Origin of the sequence: Desulfosporosinus sp. FKB, assembly GCF_002196705.1 — a bacterium.
In the GTDB taxonomy this organism is placed as follows: domain Bacteria; phylum Bacillota; class Desulfitobacteriia; order Desulfitobacteriales; family Desulfitobacteriaceae; genus Desulfosporosinus.
The window spans coordinates 230,333-250,105 of record NZ_NADJ01000039.1 but is presented as its reverse complement, the minus strand read 5'-3'; the positions used below and the strand labels follow the sequence as shown (position 1 = coordinate 250,105).

Annotated in this window: 17 protein-coding genes; all 17 read left to right on the top strand. The window is 45.7% G+C overall.

Features of this window, described 5'->3' with window-relative positions; genetic code table 11:
• Nucleotides 1-56 precede the first annotated feature (56 nt).
• The 17 genes from B5Y67_RS19825 (at nucleotide 57) to B5Y67_RS19745 (ending at nucleotide 19,766) form a co-directional block, all read left to right on the top strand.
• A complete protein-coding gene (locus tag B5Y67_RS19825; RefSeq protein WP_047808649.1) occupies nucleotides 57-1,004 on the top strand; it encodes a DNA-directed RNA polymerase subunit alpha in 948 nt (315 codons plus the stop codon).
• Nucleotides 1,005-1,028: 24 nt separating this feature from the next.
• The gene (rplQ, locus tag B5Y67_RS19820) at nucleotides 1,029-1,367 is read left to right on the top strand and encodes a 50S ribosomal protein L17 (protein WP_047808650.1); all 339 of its coding nucleotides are present in this window, start codon (nucleotides 1,029-1,031) and stop codon (nucleotides 1,365-1,367) included.
• Nucleotides 1,368-1,472: 105 nt separating this feature from the next.
• Nucleotides 1,473-2,888, top strand: coding sequence for an ATP-binding cassette domain-containing protein (locus B5Y67_RS19815; RefSeq protein ID WP_282432802.1), 1,416 nt, complete (start codon nucleotides 1,473-1,475; stop codon nucleotides 2,886-2,888).
• A gap of 14 nt (nucleotides 2,889-2,902) precedes the next feature.
• Nucleotides 2,903-3,667, top strand: a complete 765-nt coding sequence (locus B5Y67_RS19810; protein ID WP_088228137.1) for an energy-coupling factor transporter transmembrane component T — start codon at nucleotides 2,903-2,905, stop codon at nucleotides 3,665-3,667.
• Nucleotides 3,668-3,698: 31 nt separating this feature from the next.
• The gene (truA, locus tag B5Y67_RS19805; protein ID WP_088228136.1) at nucleotides 3,699-4,571 is read left to right on the top strand and encodes a tRNA pseudouridine(38-40) synthase TruA; all 873 of its coding nucleotides are present in this window, start codon (nucleotides 3,699-3,701) and stop codon (nucleotides 4,569-4,571) included.
• Between the two features lie 199 nt (nucleotides 4,572-4,770).
• Nucleotides 4,771-5,202 carry a 50S ribosomal protein L13 gene (gene rplM / locus B5Y67_RS19800; RefSeq protein ID WP_088228135.1) on the top strand — a complete coding sequence of 144 codons (432 nt, stop codon included), beginning with the start codon at nucleotides 4,771-4,773 and terminating at the stop codon, nucleotides 5,200-5,202.
• A 24-nt stretch (nucleotides 5,203-5,226) separates the two neighbouring features.
• Nucleotides 5,227-5,622, top strand: a complete 396-nt coding sequence (gene rpsI / locus B5Y67_RS19795; protein ID WP_047808654.1) for a 30S ribosomal protein S9 — start codon at nucleotides 5,227-5,229, stop codon at nucleotides 5,620-5,622.
• Nucleotides 5,623-5,751: 129 nt separating this feature from the next.
• Nucleotides 5,752-6,480: an N-acetylmuramoyl-L-alanine amidase gene (locus tag B5Y67_RS19790; protein WP_088228134.1), complete on the top strand. Its 729-nt coding sequence runs from the start codon at nucleotides 5,752-5,754 to the stop codon at nucleotides 6,478-6,480.
• Nucleotides 6,481-6,739: 259 nt separating this feature from the next.
• Nucleotides 6,740-7,906: a M20 family metallopeptidase gene (locus B5Y67_RS19785; protein WP_088228133.1), complete on the top strand. Its 1,167-nt coding sequence runs from the start codon at nucleotides 6,740-6,742 to the stop codon at nucleotides 7,904-7,906.
• Nucleotides 7,907-8,270: 364 nt separating this feature from the next.
• Nucleotides 8,271-9,296 (top strand): N-acetyl-gamma-glutamyl-phosphate reductase, encoded by a 1,026-nt coding sequence (gene argC / locus B5Y67_RS19780; protein ID WP_088228419.1) that lies wholly within the window; start codon nucleotides 8,271-8,273, stop codon nucleotides 9,294-9,296.
• Between the two features lie 18 nt (nucleotides 9,297-9,314).
• Complete coding sequence (gene argJ, locus B5Y67_RS19775) at nucleotides 9,315-10,577, top strand: bifunctional glutamate N-acetyltransferase/amino-acid acetyltransferase ArgJ (protein WP_088228132.1); 1,263 nt, start codon at nucleotides 9,315-9,317, stop codon at nucleotides 10,575-10,577.
• A 17-nt stretch (nucleotides 10,578-10,594) separates the two neighbouring features.
• On the top strand, nucleotides 10,595-11,491 hold the full coding sequence (gene argB, locus B5Y67_RS19770; protein ID WP_088228131.1) for an acetylglutamate kinase: 897 nt from the start codon (nucleotides 10,595-10,597) through the stop codon (nucleotides 11,489-11,491).
• Between the two features lie 102 nt (nucleotides 11,492-11,593).
• A complete protein-coding gene (locus tag B5Y67_RS19765) occupies nucleotides 11,594-12,805 on the top strand; it encodes an acetylornithine transaminase (RefSeq protein WP_088228130.1) in 1,212 nt (403 codons plus the stop codon).
• A gap of 214 nt (nucleotides 12,806-13,019) precedes the next feature.
• Nucleotides 13,020-14,120 (top strand): glutamine-hydrolyzing carbamoyl-phosphate synthase small subunit, encoded by a 1,101-nt coding sequence (carA, locus tag B5Y67_RS19760; protein WP_088228129.1) that lies wholly within the window; start codon nucleotides 13,020-13,022, stop codon nucleotides 14,118-14,120.
• Entirely contained in the window at nucleotides 14,110-17,304 is a 3,195-nt protein-coding gene (gene carB / locus B5Y67_RS19755) for a carbamoyl-phosphate synthase large subunit (RefSeq protein ID WP_088228128.1), read from the top strand. The genes carA and carB overlap by 11 nt, the downstream gene beginning before the upstream one ends.
• Before the next feature lie 232 nt (nucleotides 17,305-17,536).
• Nucleotides 17,537-18,481 carry an ornithine carbamoyltransferase gene (argF, locus tag B5Y67_RS19750; RefSeq protein ID WP_088228127.1) on the top strand — a complete coding sequence of 315 codons (945 nt, stop codon included), beginning with the start codon at nucleotides 17,537-17,539 and terminating at the stop codon, nucleotides 18,479-18,481.
• 76 nt (nucleotides 18,482-18,557) lie between these two features.
• The gene (locus tag B5Y67_RS19745; RefSeq protein WP_088228126.1) at nucleotides 18,558-19,766 is read left to right on the top strand and encodes an argininosuccinate synthase; all 1,209 of its coding nucleotides are present in this window, start codon (nucleotides 18,558-18,560) and stop codon (nucleotides 19,764-19,766) included.
• Nucleotides 19,767-19,773: the final 7 nt, after the last annotated feature.

Below are 19,773 nucleotides of genomic sequence, written 5' to 3'. Positions count from 1 at the left end.
CCCTTTTGGGTCGGATGGTTTGTATATCAAGTTCTCGAGAAAGAAGGTGCATTCCGATGTTAGAAATCGAGAAGCCCAGAATCGAGTGTGTCGAGCGTTCTGAAGATGACTCCTATGCAAAATTTGTAGTTGAGCCTTTGGAAAGGGGTTACGGGATCACCTTAGGAAACTCACTAAGACGGATCCTGTTATCCTCTCTTGAAGGGTCAGCGGTTACATCAGTCAAAATTGAAGGGGTACTCCATGAGTTTTCCACGATTCCGGGTGTCTTAGAAGATGTCACTGACATCATTCTTAATTTAAAGTCCTTAGCCTTAAAAGGCTATACTGACGAACCCAGAGTCATTCGTTTAGAATCCCAACATGAAGGGATTGTGACGGCGGGAGATATCATAACCGACCCAGATATTGAGATTCTAAACCGTGACTTAAAAATTGCTACTTTAGACCATGATGGCCGATTATTTATGGAAATGACTGTAGAACGCGGACGTGGTTACGTTTCTGCAGACCGAAATAAAAAGCCTGATCAAGTTATAGGAGTTATCCCTATTGACTCTATCTTTGCTCCTATTTACAAGGTTAACTATACCGTAGAGGACACTCGGGTAGGGCAAACTACGGATTATGACAAGTTAACCCTTGAAGTTTGGTCTAATGGCAGTATTTCTCCAGAAGAGGCTACAAGTTCGGCTGCAAAAATTTTGAGCGACCATCTGCGCCTCTTTATGGGACTTACAGATAAACTCAATAATGTTGAAATCATGGTAGAAAAAGAAGAAGAAGCCAAAGATAAAATCCTCGAGATGACGATTGAGGAATTGGATCTGTCTGTCCGTTCCTACAATTGCCTGAAACGTGCAGGAATTAACTCCGTTGAAGAGTTGACTCAGAAAACGGAGGAGGACATGATTAAAGTACGTAACCTTGGTCGTAAGTCTTTAGAAGAAGTGGAATTCAAGCTTAAAGACTTAGGTTTATCGTTCCGCCCGTCTGAGGACTAATTCGGTGCAAAAGGAGGGAATGTAATGGCTTACCGCAAGTTGGGAAGAAACTCGGGTCATCGCGGAGCAATGTTACGCAACATTGTCACTTCCCTATTACGACACGAACGTATTGAAACGACCGAAGCACGCGCCAAGGAACTTAGTTCAATTGCTGAAAAGATGATTACGCTTGGAAAGCAAGGCGATCTGGCAGCACGTCGCTTAACGATGTCTTATCTGATGGATGAGGATGTTGTTAAAAAGTTATTTGATACCATTGCGCCAAAGTATGCTGACCGTCAGGGAGGCTATACTCGTATTATGAAACTCGGCATGCGCCGGGGAGATGCTGCGTCATTGGTTATCGTTGAACTCGTCTAGAAGCGAGTTGCTAAAGGCCGGGTTGCTTACAGGTTAAGCGCCCGGCCTTTGTTAACTTTAGGGAGTGGTATCTTGTACTCACCGAAGGTTCTCGAACTTCAAAACGTGTGCTATGGTAACATCCTCAAAGGAGTTACCATGAACTGGCGGCAAGGAGAAATCCTTGCCCTGATGGGTTTGAACGGTGCCGGTAAATCGACTTTAGCTCGTTTGCTTGCTGGTCTAATTGCACCCAATAAAGGTGAGATCCGCTTACGGCAAAATGAAATTTTTCTTCCCTGGGAGAGTGTTGAACGATGGCGGGAGATAGGTTTTATAGGCCAACATCCACGGCGTCAGACAATCGGGGCAACAGTTGCTGAAGAGTTGGGTTTCGGATTAATTAACCTCGGAATGGATCAAGAAACTGTGCGTAATCATGTGTCCCAATTGACAAATGAGATTGGTCTGCAGGGGAAAGAGAATCAATCTCCCGCGACACTATCCGGTGGACAACGCCAAAGACTTGTCACAGCAGCGATTTTAGCTCTTCAACCATCCTTTTTAATCCTGGATGAAGCGTTAAGCATGCTTGATGCCAAAGCTCAAGAGAGGATTTTAGAGATCCTAAGACAAGCACGGTCTACGACAGGACAGCTATGGATTACCCACGATTCGGAACTGGCCCGTCAGGCAGACAGATTGCTTGTCCTTGATGATGGATTTCTTGTCGATTGGGGCAACCCCAGAGATGCCTTTAAGAACCATTATGCTGAGCTCTCAATGTTTGAAACGAAGCTGCAAAGTCAAGGATCTTTAGAGTTGAAAGCCAGACCAGTGAAAGAGGATCAAAATCCGATTTTAGTATGGGAAGAGGCAGATTTTATTTCACGTCTGAAGATTGATAGGGCCATAAGGCCTGGTGAATTTTTGGCAATTGTGGGACCTTCGGGAGCTGGTAAAACAACAATTTTAGAAAGCGTTTATGGCTTTACCCTGCCGTCAAAAGGGCGATTATCGGTTAACGGGAAAGTAATGAACAAGCATAATATCAGCGATTTGCGGCGAAAAATGGGCTTCGTTCTGCAAGAGGCGGGAGAATATCTTATCGGCCGCAGTGTTTCCGGAGAAATATTTTACGGCCAGCAAAAGTCTGCTCCAAAATCTCTCAGCCCAGAGCAGGAATTGTATTTGAACCGCTATGGAATCCCTGCTCATCTGGCAAGGGTTGCTCCTGAAAGGCTAAGCGGCGGCGAGCGGCAAAAAGCAGCGTTGGCAGCCGCTATGAGGACCTTACCGGAGATTCTGCTTTTGGATGAACCATTGCTCGGCCTGGATGCAAAGAGCAGGGAGAGTATACAGAGGCTAATTTTCTCTCTCCAGGACATTACAATTCTATTCGTAACCCATGATCTTAGAGACGTGTTGGGGGCGGCAGACCGGATTTGGCTCGTCGAGAACGGCGAAGTCGTGCTTGATTGTCTCGCCGAGGAGTGGAGCAGCTATCAGGACAAATTCATCCGCTCTGGGGTGCGTTGTTAAGAGGAGGAGAGGCGATGAATTCTCATGAACTCTATTGGTTCAGCGATAGTGTTCTCCATCGGCTGGACCCAAGGCTAAAGGTGGGCGGATTAGCGATTTTGTCACTCCTCCTGACGCTGACTCGTTGGCAGGGGTTATTTCTGACGTCATTGGCATTAATGGGGCTGGTGATCATAAGCAATACGCCTTTGAGGTTATTTCGGGGGATGACTTTTGTTCTCCTATGGTTAGGATTATTTTATGGTTTCGCTTCGGGGTGGGTCTGGGGTCAATCAGCTTCCTTCTGGCAGGGGCACTGGTCGAAGGTTGGTTTATTGCAGGCTGTTTTAATGCTTTGGCGTATAACCTTAATTTTTGGTTTGACCAGGCTTTTTGCGGCAGTAACACTTCCCATGGAACAAGGCCTGGGAATTGTTTATTATTTCGCACCCCTGACTCGACTTTCAACTAAAGCAGCAGAATTTGCTCTTTTGCTGACTCTGACCCTGCGTTTTATTCCGCTCCTGGGTGAAGAAGCTGTGTTAATCTGGAAGGCGAGAATGATAAAGGGAAATTGGCCAACCACATGGCTGCGGCGCTCATGGGAGATATGCCAGCTTGTAGTTCCCATAATTCTTATTAGTTTAAAGCGAGCAGAAGAACTTGGGGAAACTATGTTAGCCCGCGGATATGGTTCAGGCAGCTTTAGAACATTCTTAATTCATGAAAGAACCGCTCTGGACCGTTGGGGCGGAATTGCTGTTGGACTATGGGGATTGCTGCTGTTAATCTGGCACTAAAACGGGACTTCGTGGAGGTTGGTGGCATACGATGCGAAACATACGGCTCAAGGTAGCCTATGACGGTACAAATTATCATGGTTTTCAGCGCCAGATCGAAACAGCCGGTCCTACGATCCAAGGAACCTTAGAAGACGTATGGAAACGACTGGTGGATGAAAAGGTAACTCTAGCTATGGCTGGACGGACTGACGCCGGTGTTCATGCCTCCGGCCAAATTGTTAATTTTGAAACAGTAGCAAGAATACCGGAAGATAAAATCCCTAAGGCTTTTAATAGTTTGCTCCCTAAGGATATACGCATTCTTCTGGCAGAGAACGTCCCTTTCGATTTTAATGCACGCTGGTCTGCTGTGTGGAAGCGCTATGATTACCAGATCGATAATCGGCGGATACCGGATGTCTTTAAACGGTTCTATTCCTGGCACATTCCCGTACCTCTTAATATTTCCGACATGCAAGCGGCTGCAAACTTCCTGGAAGGAAGGCATAATTTTAAAACTTTCGCTGCCGCCGGAGGTGACAGCAAAACCTTTGAAAGAATGCTTTATCGCTGTCAGGTACGGTTTGATCAAGATTTGATCCGTGTAACCTGTGTTGGAGATGGATTTTTATATCATATGGTACGGATTATTGTTGGCACACTCGTTGATGTGGGAAGAGGGCGAATTGTCCCGGAAGAGATACCGGATATTATTATGAGTCAGGAGCGGAGACGTGCCCGCTTGATTGCTCCCGCTCATGGCTTGTCTCTGATGCATGTGAATTACACGGAGGAAAGCCCTTTTGAAGTATTTCCCGATCTTAAANGCTTGATTGCTCCCGCTCATGGCTTGTCTCTGATGCATGTGAATTACACGGAGGAAAGCCCTTTTGAAGTATTTCCCGATCTTAAATCTAAGTGAGCTCGTTCAGCTAAAGCTGAACAAATTGAACTTGACAAGGAATTGACTTGACAAGAAAAGAAAATCTAAATAAAATAGCATTATGAGTTTTTATGTCATGGTTGTGATTGAGCCCCATAACTTTGGCATATCACGAGCATGATTGAGCCCCATGAGCGTGAAACAAAACGGAAAACTGATAATTTTTGGAGGGAAAGTCATGACTACGTTTTTTGCGAAGGCGCAGGACCAAGAGCGCAAATGGTATATCATTGACGCTGCAGGTATCCCTTTGGGCCGTGTTGCCACAGAAGCAGCACGTATCCTAAGAGGTAAACATAAACCAACTTTTACCCCGAATGTCGATACAGGGGATCACGTTATTATTATTAATGCAGAAAAGTTATTACTCACGGGTAATAAACTCAATGCTAAACTTTATCGTCGTCACTCCGGCTATCCTGGCGGATTGAAAGAGATCCCTTACAAGAAGCTGATGAAAATAATGCCTGAACGTGCGATGGAACATGCTGTTAAGGGAATGCTTCCTCATAACAAGTTGGGCGCTCAAATGTACACTAAGTTAAAAGTGTATAAGGGAGAATCACACCCTCATCAAGCTCAACAACCTGAAGTTTGGACAATACAGTAGGTATAGGAAGGAGGAAGAATAACTATGGCAACTCAATTACAATATGCGGCAACAGGCCGCCGCAAGAACGCTATTGCTCGCGTTCGTCTTATTCCCGGTGAAGGGAAATTTACGATCAATAAACGTGAATTATCGGAGTACTTCGGTAAGAAAACTTTAGAAATGATTGTTCAGCAACCTTTTAATATAACGGATACTCTTGCTAAATATGATGTTATCGCCCTTGCCCACGGTGGCGGAACTACCGGTCAAGCTGGTGCAATTCGTCTCGGAATAGCCCGCGCTTTATTGAAGGCTGATGCAAGTCTTCGTCCAAGCTTGAAACGCGCCGGTTTCCTGACTCGTGATCCACGAATGAAGGAACGTCGTAAATACGGCTTGAAGAAAGCCCGTAAGGCTCCACAATTCTCTAAACGTTAATCATCAGAATCCCTCAGGCCTTCTTGGTTTGGGGGGTTTTGTCTTTTTACTCGAAAGTAACCTGCACAACGCATATTTTTCTCCCTCTCCCCATATTGTAGTGACGGAATAGATGGGGAGGGTGAAAAAATGAAAACAATCCGGGTAGTTGCTTTTAAGCCTCGAAAAGTGATAATCACAGGCAGCATTCTAATGGTTTGTCTAATTCTTGCTGTGACTTGGAAATTAGAAGGCACAAATCAAAAAATTTGGAGCTGGACGCTTGGTCATCGGGTGGTTGTTATTGACGCAGGTCATGGCGGAGTTGATCCCGGAGCCGTAGGAAAGAACAAAGTCTTAGAAAAGGATATTACCTTAGCGGTAGCGAAACGTCTGCAAGCTCATATTCAGCAAAGCGGCGCAAAAACAATTATGGTTCGTGAAGAAGATAAAGATTTAGGAACATCCCAAGGACTTTTAAAACGGAAACGAGAAGATTTAGCTCAACGAATTCAATTGGCACTGGAAGCTCAAGCCAATGTATTTATTAGTATTCATGCTAATAGTTTTCCCAATGAAAAATTGACTGGAGCCCAAACGTTTTATAATGCAGATTCAGCGGAAGGAAAGTTTTTAGCGCAAGCTATTCAAGAAAAATTGAATCTTATGACGAAGGGCAAACGGGTTATTAAGGCTAATAAGGATATCTATATTCTCAAAAAAGCACATCAGGCAGCTGTCACCGTTGAAGTCGGTTTCTTATCGAACCCTGCAGAAGAGCAATTATTAACGACTCCGGAGTATCAGGAGACATTGGCTGTCGCAATTTATCAAGGTTTAAACGAGTATTTTAGTAAACAAACAGCAACTCAGAATTGAATCGAGACTTGGCCATCGGTCCACTCGTTCAGTTTAAACTGAACAACGTGACTTCGCTAAAGAAGTCGAGGAAGAAACAGAATATTCGTTGCGCCGAAAATGAATTGTAGGTAAAATAGTATTAGAAACGAAAACGCGGCGGCCTTGAATTAAGAAGCAAGGTTTTACAGAATACTTTTTGAATATGTATGCAGTAAACCTTAGAGATTTATGGGAGATATCAGGGGACTGAAAAAATAAGCAGAGAGATGGGATGTGCATGGATGCCATAAAGGCTTTTTATCGAGATCAGGCACAGCATCTGCACAAAGAAGTGTGGGAAATTGCTCGTCAGATCGGTGAGCACCCGGAACTCGGATATAAAGAATACTTTGCTTCTGAGGTGTTAAGTAATTTTCTTAAAAAGCATAAGTTTGAGGTGAAGAAAGGAGTTGCGGGAGTAGAAACTGCTTTTTTGGCTTGTTTCAAAAGCAATATTCCCGGACCTAAGATTGCCTTTCTGGCCGAGTATGATGCTTTGCCCGGAGTTGGCCACGGCTGTGGACATAATTTGATTGGTGCCGCCAGTGCAGGAGCGGCTGTGGTATTAAGCAAAAGTTTGGAACTCCCCGGGGAAATTATTGTGGTTGGCAGTCCGGCTGAAGAAACCAGCGGAGCGAAAGTGACGCTCGTCGAAGAAGGAATGTTCAATGGTGTCGATGCCGCAATAATGTTTCATCCCGGAAGTCAAAATGTTCCTGTGATTTCCAGCCTGGCTTTGGATGCTTTGGAGTTTACCTTTCATGGCAGGGCTGCTCATGCGGTTGCGGCCTCTTATTTTGGAATAAATGCCCTCGATGCAGTGATAAATTTCTTTGTGGGGATAAATTCTCTCAAAAAGCAAATTCCCCAGGACATGAAGATTAATGGAGTTATTACTGAAGGAGGCACGGTTCCGAATATTATTCCGGATCGCGCCGTTGCTCGCTTTTACCTCCGGGCGCGGAAGAGAAAAGAACTTGATGAATTGCGAGAGCAAGTAATTCGCTGCGCCGAGGGGGCAGCAGCGATGGTTTCAGCCAAAATGACTTGGCAGAAATTCGAATTTTCTTACGATGAAATGCGCACAAATTTAACCTTGGCAGATTGTTTTACAAAAAATCTGCGAGAGTTAGGGATTCATCATATTGCCCCTCCTCAGACGGCAATGGGTTCAGTGGATATGGGCAATGTCAGTCGGGCGGTTCCGGCAATTCATCCCTATTTAGCCTTGGGCAGCGGGACAGAGATACCACATACTAAAGAATTTGCGAAGACAGCTCTGTCTTCGGAAGGGGAAAAGCTTGTTATGCTGGCTATGCAAATTCTTGCTTTTACAGGATCAGATGTACTGCGGGACAAAAAACTGCTGCAGCAAATTAAGAAAGAGTTCCGATCCAAAACTTGAATCGGTTCATCATAGCGTAAGCATTGCCTTACGCTTTAAATTTATATCAGACTAATAGCCGTGAAGCGATGTTAGTAGCAAGGATGAAAATAGATCCTTTGTGGGCGAAGCTACCTACTCTGAGGTCTATAGTTTTCGAGAGAAAGTGTGGATTTTTAAGCATAAGTACGACTTTCTTAACTTGAAGGATAATGAATAATAATTGGGGATAAATTGTCATAAACTAAGGCAAGTTAACCTTGATCAACGATTAAGAGAGAAAAAGAGGCTGGTTAAGACAGGCTCTTTTTTAATGGGGGGCATTGAATTATTATACGCACGAATGTATAATTATGAAAACGAAACAAGAGTGGAGGAAATGACAATGAGAGTTGGTGTACTGGGGGCCACGGGGTATGCAGGACAGGAATTGGTACGGCTCTTGCGTCGCCATGAAGAAGTTGATGAGATTGTTCTTTCATCGTCCAGTGTGGCAGGCCAAGGGTATGAGGAGGTTTATCCGCACTGGAGCGGTCAAAATATTGGTGTTTTGCAAGATGAAGATGTTCCTGATCTTGATGTTTTATTCTGTGCTCTTCCTCATGGCTTGACAGCTTCCAGGGCAAGAGCATTTCTTGATCACAAGATAAAAGTTATTGACTTAGGCGCGGACTTTCGCCTGAATTCAGCTCAAGTTTATGAGGAATGGTACAAGTTAAAGCATCCTGACGTAGATTTGCTTGCCAAGGCGGTATATGGTTTACCAGAGTTATACCGCGAGAGAATTAAAGGTCAATCTTTAATTGCCAATCCTGGCTGTTATCCTACGGCGACCTTATTGGCTCTTGTCCCGCTGCTGAAAGAGCGGCTGCTTCAGACGGAAATGTTGGTTATTGATGCTAAATCGGGTGTTTCGGGAGCAGGCCGAGGGGTTTCTTTAGGCAATCATTTTTCAGAGGTTAATGAAAATTTTAAAGCCTATGGAGTGGCTAGCCATCGCCATACTCCTGAAATAGAGCAAGAACTTTCCCGGGCAGCCGGTCAGCCATTAACGGTTAATTTCACCCCTCACCTGGTGCCCATGACACGGGGAATGTTAATCACCATCTATGCCAAGGTTAAAGAGGGGATCAATGAGACAGACTTAAGGAACTGCTGGTTAAAACACTATGAGAACGAACAGTTTGTTCACCTTTTGCCGCAGGGAACCTGGCCGCAGACGAAATTTTCCAGTGGCAGCAATCACGCCTTTTTGCAATTAACTGTAGATCAAAGAACCGGTAATGCCATTATAGTATCTACTATCGATAATTTGATGAAAGGTGCTGCAGGGCAGGCAGTGCAAAATATGAATCTGATCATGGGATGGCCGGAAGGACAGGGAATAAGCGGGACAGCGCTCTGGCCCTAAGTGAAGGAGTATGAGACTATGGATAGAACAGTTGAACCTTGGAAACAAATTGCGGGCGGTATCGCGGCAGCGCAGGGATTCTATGCTGAAGGTGTAAAAGCAGAGATTAAATATCCGGACAAATATGATGTCGCGTTAATTTATTCGAAAGTTCAAGCTCAAGCTGCAGGAGTATATACAAAAAATTTGGTTAAGGCGCATCCTCTTTATTTAAATCAGCGTCATTTGCAGAATGGAATGGCTCAAGGTATTGTCATTAACAGCGGCAATGCCAATGCCTGCGTCGGTGCGTTTGGAGACCAATCTGCTGCAGCAATGGCTGAGGCAGTGGCAAAAGCTGCGGCGATTCCTCAGGACGATGTGCTTGTGGCTTCAACCGGAGTGATTGGTGTAGAAATGCCCCTTGAACGAGTGTTAACCGGTATTAAAAACGCCGGCGCGAAGTTGTTCAACACTATGGGGAAGGCTTCTGAAGGAAAGCTTGATGCTTCTTTAGCGGAAGGAGCTCATCGAGCAGCCTTAGCCATTATGACAACAGATACCGTCGTTAAAGAATATGCCTATGAACTTCCTTGCTCTCAAGGAGGAATTATCAAACTTGGGGCCATGGCTAAAGGTTCCGGAATGATTCACCCGAATATGGGAACGATGTTAGGGTTTCTGACAACCGACGCAGCGGTTCCCTCGTCGGTTTTGCAGCGTCTTCTCCGTGAAGCGGTTGAGGAGAGTTTCAATATGGTGACTGTGGATGGAGACACGAGTACCAACGATATGGTGCTGATTTTGGCCAATGGTGTGTCTGGGATTGCACCAAATGGCGACGATATGGTTAACTTTGAAGCTATGGTCAAGGCGATGTGCATACAACTGGCTAAAGATATTGCCCGTGATGGGGAGGGCGCCAGTAAGTTTATGGAGGTAGAGGTTACTGGTGCTAAAACAAAGGGAGATGCCCGTAAAATCGCTCGCAGTATTTGCGGATCCAGTTTAGTCAAAGCCGCTTTGTTCGGGGAAGATGCCAACTGGGGAAGGATTTTGACTGCCGCAGGTTATTCGGGTGCAGACTTTAATCCGAACAGTGTTGATATTTTCCTGGGTAATTTGGCTGTAGCTCAAGCAGGGAAAGGGATTTCTTTTTCCGAAGAAACCGCGAAAGAAATTTTGCAGCACAGAGAAGTAGAGATACGGTTAGTTTTAAATGATGGATCGGAAAATGCTACAGCCTGGGGTTGTGATCTTACCCATGAGTATGTCACGATCAATGGGAGTTATAGAACCTAAGAGCGGAGGCGGAAGAAATGACCCCGATTGAAGAGGGAATTGGCAAAGCCGGTGTTTTGGTAGAGGCACTGCCCTATATTCAAAAATTCGCAGGGAAGACAGTCGTCATTAAATATGGCGGGCATGCTATGGTAGATCCGTTACTCAAGGAATCTGTCATGTTAGATATTTTGCTTTTGCATTCCGTGGGGATCCGTCCGGTTTTAGTCCATGGCGGCGGGCCAGAGATTAATTCAATGCTGAAAAAGGTGGGCATTGAGAGCCATTTTATCAAGGGCTTGCGAGTTACCGATGCGCAAACGATGGAAATAGCCCAAATGGTTTTAGTAGGGAAGCTGAACACGGAGATCGTCGCTATGTTGAACCGTTTTGGCGGAAAGAGCGTTGGTTTATCCGGAAAAGATGCCCAGCTCTTAAAGGCAACCAAGAAACCTCTTAAAATGGAAAATAGTGACGGAACCATGGAAGAAATCGATTTAGGACTTGTCGGTGAGATTCAAACAGTGACACCCAGTATTTTAAATACTCTGTTAGAGCAAGGATATATTCCTGTAATATCTCCGGTCGCCAGCGGTGAAAACGGTGAAACCTTCAATGTCAATGCGGATACCGCCGCGGGAAAAATTGCGGAAGCCCTGAAAGCAGACAAAATGCTGTTGTTGACCGATGTGCGTGGTATTCTCCGTGATGTCGGAGATCCGGGTTCACTAATCTCAACGGTTACTCGAGATGAAGTAGATACGCTGATTGAAGAAGGAATTTTGCAAGGCGGAATGCTGCCTAAAGTTGAGTGTGCTGTGTCCGCCTTAGAACAAGGGGTAGGCAGTGTCCATATCCTCGATGGGCGAATACGCCATGCTATACTTCTGGAACTATTTACCGACGGTGGTATAGGGACAATGTTTAAGGACTAAGGCAATTAGAACTGCTTTAAGAATTTTGTAAAAGAAGTTAGCCGTTGTTTTTCGAGAATATGAATTATCGGATTTGAAATCGAGATAGGGAGGAACGAGACAATGAAACAGTTAGAAGGTTTATCCTCAGAGGCCATCATTGAGCGTGGGAAAAACGTGGTTATGAATACTTATGGCCGCTTGCCTATGACCATCGTTAAAGGGAAAGGCGTTTGGGTTTGGGATACTGAAGGAAAACGCTACTTGGATTTTTTAACGGGCCTAGCCGTCAATTCTTTGGGACATAGCCATCCGGCGATTGTGCAGGCCATTCAAGAACAGGCTGAGGAGATATTGCATACTTCAAATTTATATTGGATTCCCAATCAGGTTGCTCTCGCAGAGCGTTTAGTGAAGCATTCCTTTGCTGACAAAGTGTTCTTTTGCAATAGCGGAGCTGAAGCCAATGAAGCGGCTTTTAAACTGGCTCGTAAATATGCCAAAGAAATGTACGGTGATCATAAATATGAAGTGATATCCCTGGAAAACTCCTTTCATGGGCGTACTTTGGCGACGTTAACCTTAACGGGACAAACTAAGTATCAAAAAGGATATGCTCCTTTGCCTGTCGGTTTAAGCTATACGGCTCTTAACGATTTGGAAGGGTTAAAGGCTAAAGTTAACGAAAAGACGGCTGCGGTCTTTATTGAACCCATTCAAGGTGAAGGGGGAGTTATTCCTTGTTCCAAGGAGTTTCTCCAAGCTGCGCGGGACCTGTGTGATCAACACGGTGCCTTGTTAATTTTTGATGAAGTACAGTGCGGCGTGGGAAGAACTGGTAAGCTCTTTGCCTACGAGTGGAGCGGAGTGACTCCCGATATTATGACTTTAGCCAAGGCTTTAGGGGGCGGTGTTCCCATTGGTGCAATGCTGGCCACCGATAAGGTCGCAAATGTGTTTCAGCCTGGAGACCATGCTTCAACCTTTGGCGGCAATCCTTTGGCTACAGCAGCCGGATGTGCAGTTTTAGATATTATGCTTCAAGACGGATTTTTTACGGGTGTTCAAGAAAGAGCGAACTATTTTCGACAAGGACTGGAACATCTGGCACAGAAGTATCAAACAGGAGACCCTATCCGAGGACAAGGCTTTATCCTTGGCTGGCCGGTCTCTAAGTTTGGCCCGGAAATTGTAGCTCGTTGTCTCCAAAAAGGATTGCTCATTAACTGTGTAGGCGGCAAGACTCTGCGTTTTCTTCCTCCACTGATCGCGGAAAAACCTGAAATTGATGAGGCTTTGAAACTATTAGACGAAGTGTTCGCTGAACTTCTATAAGTGGGGGTGGGTTCTTCGTTAACTTCAGGTGGGGTAGAGTCCTCCTTCGCCGCTAAGTATTCCTATTGGGAAAGGCGGCTCGGCAATAATGTTCACTGGACATTATTGTATCTGAAGCCCCGATGTTCAGCCTAAGCTGAACGAGTTCACTGGGGATGTGCAAAACGAATAGACAAGGCAGAACTAATTTATTGATGATCCGAGGAGGGATGAAATGAAGGCAGCACTCGTTCTTGAGACAGGCAAAGTTTTTATGGGGGAATCCTTTGGAGCTTCTGGCGAGACCCGGGGTGAAGTGGTCTTTAACACAGGAATGACGGGTTACCAAGAGGTACTGACAGACCCCTCATATGCCGGGCAGATGGTCTGTATGACCTATCCTCTCATCGGAAATTACGGAATCAACAAGCAGGATGATCAGTCTGAAAAAGTCCAAGTACAGGGATTTATCGTCAAAGAGGCCGCCCTTAATCCCAATCATTGGCAGCTTGAGAAAAATATCTCGAGAACATTGGCACAAGCCGGCGTTGTGGGGATTAAAGGGATTGATACCCGTGCCCTAACCAGAATTATTCGCGAATATGGGGTTCTGCGCGGTGTAATCACAACCCGCCTGGAACACCTTAACGAGATAACTGCTAAACTAAAAACCTGGCAAGTTCCAGAGAACGTTGTAGCAGATGTCAGCACCAAGAAAATATATACCTTGCCGCCTACGGAATCGGAAAAAGGCTCCTTTCATGTTGTGGTTATGGATTTCGGGATCAAAAAAAATATTTTGCAGGCCATGCAGGCTCAGGGATTTCAGTTGACGGTTGTTCCCTATAACACCTCGGCAGAGCAGATCCTCAAGCGGCGTCCTGATGGGGTATTCCTTTCCAATGGTCCTGGTGATCCTAAATGTGTTCAAGCAGGGATAGAAACAATTCGTAACTTGATTAACCAATGTCCTATTTTCGGTATTTGTCTCGGCCATCAACTCTTGTCATTGGCCTTAGGAGGCGATACCTATAAGATGAAGTTTGGACACCGGGGAGGAAACCAACCTGTACAGGAACTTGAGACAAAGCGGGTAACGATTACTTCCCAGAATCACGGTTATGCGATTTCTGAGGACAGTTTAGCTCAGACTCCTTTATATGTAACCCATCGCAATCTCAACGACCAAAGTGTTGAAGGGGTTAAACATCAGGATTTACCCGTATTTTCTGTTCAATATCATCCGGAAGCCGGTCCCGGTCCGAGTGAATCTCTATATTTATTTGATGAGTTTGCGCAATTAATGCAGGAATGGAGGGCTCAGCATGCCTCTTAATCCGGCTTGGAAAAAGGTCCTTGTCATTGGGTCAGGGCCGATTGTCATCGGGCAAGCCGCAGAATTTGATTATGCCGGTACTCAAGCCTGCAAAGCTTTACGGGAAGCGGGCTTAGAGGTGGTTTTAGCAAACAGTAATCCTGCCACGATTATGACTGATGTCAAAATGGCTGATCTTACGTACATTGAACCACTTCTGCCTGAATCCCTGGCCAGAATTATCGAAAAGGAAAATCCCGACGCCCTGCTGCCAACCCTGGGAGGTCAAACGGGTCTTAATCTCGCCATGGAGTTGGAACGCAGGGGCGTGTTAAAGAAATACGGTGTTGATTTGATTGGCTGCAATGCGGAAACGATTTATAAGGCGGAAGACCGTGATGCTTTTAAAGAGACCATGCTTGCTCTGGGTGAGCCTGTAGCTGAAAGTACGATTGTGACAACCCTTGATGAAGGAAAAAGTTTCGCACGGAGCCAAGGCTTCCCGCTGATTATTCGGCCCGCCTATACTTTAGGCGGGACAGGCGGCGGAATCGCAAAGAATTCCAAACAATTAGAAGAAATTTTACATCGAGGACTGCAAGCCAGCCCCATAGGTCAATGCCTTCTTGAGCGAAGTGTAGCGGGCTGGAAGGAAATTGAATATGAAGTTATGCGGGACGACGCTGACAACTGTATTACAATTTGTAATATGGAAAATATAGATCCCGTCGGTATCCATACGGGAGACAGCATTGTAGTAGCCCCTTCGCAAACGTTGAGTGATGTAGAATACCAAATGCTGCGATCATCGTCCTTGAAAATTATTCGGGCTTTAGGTGTCAATGGAGGGTGTAATGTTCAGTTTGCCTTGAATCCTGTGAGCCGGGAGTATGTGGTCATCGAGGTTAATCCTCGGGTTAGCCGGTCCAGTGCCTTGGCCTCCAAAGCAACGGGCTATCCCATTGCCAAAATGGCTGCTCTTCTCTCTGTCGGTTTTACGCTTCCGGAATTAACGAATCCCGTCACCGGGCACACGAGCGCCTGCTTTGAGCCGGCCCTGGACTATGTGGTTGTTAAATTTCCGCGCTGGCCCTTTGATAAGTTTCCGGCGGCAGACCATCGCTTGGGCACACAAATGAAAGCAACGGGCGAAGTTATGGCGATGGAACGAACCTTAGAAGGTGCTCTCTTAAAAGCAGCCCGTTCCCTGGAAATCGGAAGTGTAGGCCTTCGTATTGCCGCTTCCGGGGGCTGGACAGAGATGGAAATCGAAGACAAGCTGGCCTCAACAGACCATGAACGGTTTTTTGCGATTGCGGAAGCTTTTCGCCGGGGTTGGACGAGTTTAGAAGTTCAAATGCTTACGCAAATTGATCCCTTCTATTTAGCTAAAATTAAGGAACTGGTATCTTTGGAACGCCGCCTTCAAGGTGAACCCTTAACTTCAGAATTGCTGCGCCTGGCTAAGGTCAAAGGGTTTTCGGATTTAGCCGTTGCCAAGCTGACGGGGCGGACGGAGGAAGCGGTAAGGAATTTGCGGATGGAACTGGGGATAATCCCTGTCTTCAAAACTGTAGACACTTGTGCCGCGGAATTCGCCTCGGCAACTCCTTACTATTATTCTTCTTATGAAGAAGAAGATGAGGGCGAGGTAACTTCCGGTCCTAAAATTGTTGTTTTGGGTTCAGGACCGATTCGGATTGGGCAAGGGATTGAGTTCGATTATTGCTCCGTCCATGCTCTTATGGCTTTGCAAGGGGCCGGTGTAGAAGCAATCATGGTTAATAATAATCCTGAAACAGTTTCTACGGATTTTGATACGGCGGATAAACTCTATTTTGAGCCGTTAACTGTCGAAGATGTGCTCCATGTTTTGCATAAAGAGCGGGCAGATGGGGTGCTTGTTCAATTTGGCGGGCAAACAGCCATTAATTTGGCTGGTCGTCTTGAAGGCGCTGGAGTAAAGATTTTTGGCACTCCGGTAGATTCTATTGACCTGGCTGAGGACCGGGAACGTTTCGCCGAGTTATTATGCCGCTTAGGAATCCCGCAGTCTGAAGGCCGCAGTGTGACCTCTATTACTCAGGCAGCGACGGTTGCGGAGGAACTGGAGTTTCCGGTAATTGTCCGCCCCTCCTATGTCATTGGAGGCCGTGCCATGCAAGTTGTCTATACTCTTGAAGAACTGGAAGACTACTTGCGTCGGGCCATCTATCTGTCGCCGGAACATCCGATCTTAGTGGATCGCTATTTAGATGGCAAAGAAGTCGAAATTGATGCCGTTTCCGACGGAGAGACCACGGTGATTGCCGGAATCATGGAGCATATAGAACGCGCCGGTGTCCATTCCGGGGATAGTTTAGCGGTCTACCCTCCCCAAAGCCTGACTCCTTCCGAAATTGACCAGATTCAGGATTATACTTGCCGCTTAGCCGCTGGAATTGGCATTCGAGGACTCATCAATATTCAATTTGTCGTTGTCCGCGGTAAAGTGTATGTCTTAGAAGTAAATCCCAGAGCAAGCCGAACGGTGCCGATTCTTTCTAAAGTAACGGGAATTCCTCTCGTTAATTTAGCGGTCCAGGTTGCCTTAGGCAAGTCGCTGCAGGAATTGGGCTATAAGCATGGCCTTGCTCCCGAGATGCCCTATGTTGTCGTTAAAGCCCCGGTTTTTTCCTTTGAAAAACTGACTAAAGTTGAAACTTCCCTGGGACCGGAAATGAAATCAACGGGGGAAGTTCTGGGAATGGACACTCAGTTCGGCCATGCTTTGGCCAAGGCCTTTGCAGCCTCGCGTATTCCCCTGCCGCAGGACGGCAGCATATTAGTATCTGTGGCTGAAAAGGACCGCCCTGAGGCAATAACTCTTGCCCGACAACTATCTCAGCTTGGGTTTGGGGTTAAGGCAATCGGTGATACGGCCAAGGCTTTAGCTCTCTGTGGTGTAGAGGCTGACGTGGTCAGTGAATCAAGCCAGGCTTTACAGGAAGCCATTCGACAGCGCGAGTTTTCGTTTATCCTTAGCACACCGACAAAGGGAACGACTCCGGAACATACAGGTTATTTGTTAAGACGTTTAGCTGTTGAACATGGCGTCCCCTGTTTTTCCTCAATGGATACAGCAAAAGCAGTTGTGCGTGCGCTGCAGGAGATTAGAAGCCAGACAAAACCGCAAGTGCTTTCGCTGCAGGAATATTTAGCTTAGTTCCTTGGATAAAAAGAACTCCTGGATGACACTTTTGTCAACAGGAGTTTCTTTATTATTTACCTAATATAGTTTTGTTCCGCATAATGATATTCATTTAAATATGGTCCATCGAATTTAGAAATTGGGGCATGATAATATTAAGCGGCGTTGATAAAAACTATACATTTTAACTATTGCATTTTTATACATAAATAAGTATAATAATACACATTGAAGGGGTGGAAGAGATATGATAACAATTGATCGTTCACAGTTTAAGGGTCGGGATTTTATTTCTTTACATGACTTTACTCAAAAAGAATTAAAATGTTTTTTAGATGTTGCTGCTGAGCTTAAAAAAGAACAAAAGGCCGGACAGCCGCAACCAATTCTTCAAGGCAAAACCTTGGGTATGATTTTTACAAAATCTTCAACCCGGACCAGGGTTTCATTTGAAGTAGGAATATATCAACTCGGGGGACAGGGCCTCTTTTTAAGCGGCCGAGACATTCAGCTCGGCAGGGGGGAAACAATCGCCGATACGGCTCGGGTACTCTCCCGTATGGTCGATGGCATTATGATCCGTACCTTTAGTCATCAGGAAGTCTTGGACTTAGCTCAATATGCGACAATTCCCATAATCAATGGCCTGACGGATTTGCTGCACCCCTGTCAAGTGCTGGCAGATCTTATGACGATTCAGGAGCATAAAGGACGCTTGGCAGGGTTAAAATTGGCTTATGTCGGGGATGGCAACAATATGGCCCATTCGCTGATGTTCGGGGGAGCCAAAATGGGGTTACAAGTTGTGATTGCTTCTCCTCAGGGTTATAAGCCAGATCCTGCTCTGGTGGCTTTAGCCCAGGAAGATGCTAAAGAGAATGGCGGCAGTGTGGAAATTATTGATGATCCCTTAGAAGCGGTGCAAGGTGCCGATGTTCTTTATACCGATGTTTGGGCTAGTATGGGGCAGGAAGCGGAAGCCAGTGAACGCATGAAGGCTTTTCAGGGCTACCAGCTCAATGCTGAGTCCCTTAAACTTGCACATCCGTCTTCAATTGTTCTGCACTGTTTGCCAGCTCATCGCGGCGAGGAAATTACTGATGAAGTTATCGAAGGCCCTCATTCCGTTGTTTTTGATGAAGCAGAAAATCGTTTACATGCCCAGAAGGCAATTATGGCTTTGGTGATGTAAGAGCATACTGCTTGACTTAGCTTCCTTGGTTATATATGATTTTTAATGACGTATTGAATGAAAAGGAGAATAGGGTATGAAAAAGGTTGTTTTAGCATATTCCGGTGGCTTGGATACATCTATTATTATTCCCTGGTTGAAGGAAACCTATGGATATGAAGTAATTGCAATGGTTGCCGATCTTGGTCAAGGTGAAGAATTGGCTCCTCTTCAGGAAAAGGCTACAAAGAGCGGAGCAAGTAAATTATACATTGAAGACCTCAGAGAACCATTCGTGACTGAGTTTATCTTTCAGACCTTGAAAGCCGGAGCAGTTTACGAAGGTGATTATCTCCTGGGGACATCCTTCGCTCGCCCTCTGATTGCCCGTCGGCTCGTGGAAATTGCAGAGAAGGAAGGCGCTGTGGCCATAGCCCATGGAGCTACGGGTAAGGGTAACGACCAAGTTCGTTTCGAGCTGAGTGTTAAAGCGTTAAATCCGGATTTGGAAATTATCGCTCCCTGGCGGCAGTGGAACCTTAAATCCCGCGAGGACTGCATCGATTATGCGGCAGCGCGCGGAATTCCCGTTCCTGTGACGAAAGATCGCCCCTATAGTATGGACCGCAACTTATGGCACCTAAGCCATGAAGGCGGGGACTTGGAAAACCCTTGGAATGAACCTAAAAGAGACCTCTATTTGCTTGGCGTTGCTCCGGAAGATGCTCCGGATGAAGCGACTTATCTGGAACTTGGCTTTGAGCAAGGGATTCCTACCACATTAAATGGTGAGAAGGTTGCGCCTGTTAAATTATTGGAAACTCTTAACGACTTAGGCGGAAAAAATGGAATTGGCATTGTGGATATGGTAGAAAACCGGCTGGTGGGCATGAAATCCCGGGGCGTTTATGAAACACCGGGTGGAACGATACTCTATACTGCACATAAAGCTTTGGAGCATCTGACCCTGGATCGGCTCACCCTCCACTATAAAGAGCAAGTTGCTCTAAAATATGCTGAAATTGTCTATGATGGGGTTTGGTATTCTCCCCTGCGCGAGGCCCTTGATGCCTTCGTTAATGTAACTCAGAAGAACGTTACAGGGACTGTGCGCTTGAAACTATACAAAGGAAATTGTTCTTTAGCAGGTACGAAATCGCCCTATTCTCTCTATAATGAAGCTTATGCCACTTTTGGAGAAGATGGAGTATATGATCAAAAGGATGCGGCAGGATTTATAAATCTTTTTGGTCTGCCGCTTAAGGTTAGAGCCTTAATGGAAAAACAATCAGGGCTGCGTAAATAAGACTGCA